Consider the following 1,435-nt stretch of genomic DNA (forward strand, 5'->3'; position numbering starts at 1 on the left):
GCTGGTTGATGCAGAGGTGCAGGCGGCCTTACCTGCGGGCGTAGAGGATGCTTACCCGGTGTCGCAAACCCAACTGGGCATGCTATATCACAGTGAGCGTGAGCGGGCGCATTCAGCCTATCACGATATTATGACCCACACAGTGCAACTGCGCTTTGATGAAGCCGCCTTGCGTCAGGCCTGGCAGGCACTGGTAGCGCGCCATGCTATTTTACGCACCGCTTTTGACATGGAGCGCTACGGTGAGCCGCTACAACTGGTGTATCGGGATGCACTGCCTGCGTTGGCAGTGGAGCATCAGCAGGGCTGGAGTGTGGTGCAGCGCCAGGCCAGTCTGACGCGGTGGATGGCGCAGGAGAAAGCGCAGGGCTTTGACTGGCAGCGCCCGGGGCTGCTGCGCGGTCAGGTGTTTGTTCATAAAGATACGGGCTTTGTATTAGGGTTGAGCTTTCATCATGCCATTCTGGATGGCTGGAGTACGTCTATCCTGATGCGTGATTTGACACAGCTGTACCAGGCGGCGCTGGCGGATGTCAGTGTTGAGCTGCCGGTGATGGCAAGCGCATACCGTGATTATATCGGGCTGGAGCAGGCGGCGCTGCATGACAACCAGACGTTGGATCACTGGCAGGGGGTCTTAGCCACTTTACAGCCAACCCGCATTTTATCTCAGGATGACAGTCGAGGCCAGGGCGTCGAGCGCGCCATGGTACCGGTGAGTATTGAGGAGACGGCGCAGGCTAAAGCGCTGGCGGCATCGCTGGGCGTGTCATTGAAGAGCGTACTGTTGGCGATACATTTTAAAGCGCTGAGCAGTCTCAGTGGTGAAGCAGAGTTGAGCACCGGGGTGGTGACCAATGGCCGGCCGGAGAGTCTGGGCGGTGAGTCGCTGTTGGGGTTGTTTCTGAACAGCCTGCCGCTGAGTGCCAGGGTGCCGTCGGGCAGTTGGTTGGATTGGATCAAAGCACTGTCGAAGCAGGAGCAGGCGCTGTGGAGCCACCGGCGTTATCCGATGGCGACGTTGAAGCGGGAGTATGGTGGCGATTTGTTCCAGACCCTCTTTAACTACACCCACTTCAGGGCGTATGCAACGCAGGCGGCAGATGGTGAGAGCCTGTTGTTTGGCCGTGGCGCTGAAGGGCTGGAGGCGGCCGGTTTTGAGCACTCCAACTATGGTTTTATTCTGCAGGCGGGGTTAACGCCGGATAGTGAGCAGATTTATCTGATGCTGGAAGTTGACCATGAGCAATACAGTAAAGCCGATTTAACCCGTGCGGTCGGGCTATACCGTCGCTGCCTGTCGCAGCTGCTGGCCGGCGCAGAGGGGCGTTGCGATGAACCGTTACTGGATAGCGCAGAGGTTGAACAACTCAGCCAATGGCAGGGTGAGGGAGCAGACGTCACGGACGACGTATGGAGCCTGTTTGAGCAGCAG

The 1,435-nt window shown here is 58.3% G+C and carries 1 protein-coding gene; it reads left to right on the forward strand.

Going from position 1 to position 1,435, the window contains the following annotated elements:
- The coding region (locus ACYVIC_RS19800; RefSeq protein WP_460862720.1) for a condensation domain-containing protein at positions 1-1,435 on the forward strand (1,435 nt) is incomplete at both ends.

It is taken from the genome of Rheinheimera gaetbuli, from assembly GCF_054781935.1.